At 65.9% G+C, this 375-nt stretch carries 1 protein-coding gene; it reads left to right on the top strand.

What is annotated here, in order from left to right; all coding sequences use genetic code 11:
- Positions 1 to 375, top strand: a 375-nt coding sequence (locus tag NDO48_RS29095; RefSeq protein ID WP_267322899.1) for a threonine aldolase family protein, incomplete at both ends; no start/stop codon positions are given.

The raw sequence follows: 375 nt of genomic DNA, 5'->3' as shown, positions 1-375 counted from the left end.
AGCTACCACAGCGTGATCTGCTCGGAGACCGCTCACGTCGAGACCGACGAATGCGGCGCGCCGGAGTTCTTCTCCAACGGCTCCAAACTGCTGCTGGCCAGGACCGAGAACGGCAAGCTGACGCCGCAGGCCATCCGCGAAATCGCCCTCAAGCGCCAGGACATCCACTACCCGAAACCGCGTGTGGTCACCCTGACCCAGACCACCGAGGTCGGCACCGTGTACCGCCCGGAAGAAGTCCGCGCCATCAGCCAGACCTGCAAGGAGCTCAATCTCAACCTGCACATGGACGGCGCGCGCTTCTCCAACGCCTGCGCCTTCCTCGGCTGCAGCCCGGCCGACCTGACCTGGAAGGCCGGCGTCGACGTCCTGTGC

The organism is Aminobacter sp. MET-1 (assembly GCF_026521175.1).
In the GTDB taxonomy this organism is placed as follows: domain Bacteria; phylum Pseudomonadota; class Alphaproteobacteria; order Rhizobiales; family Rhizobiaceae; genus Aminobacter.
This window is presented reverse-complemented; position numbering and strand designations above follow the sequence as displayed.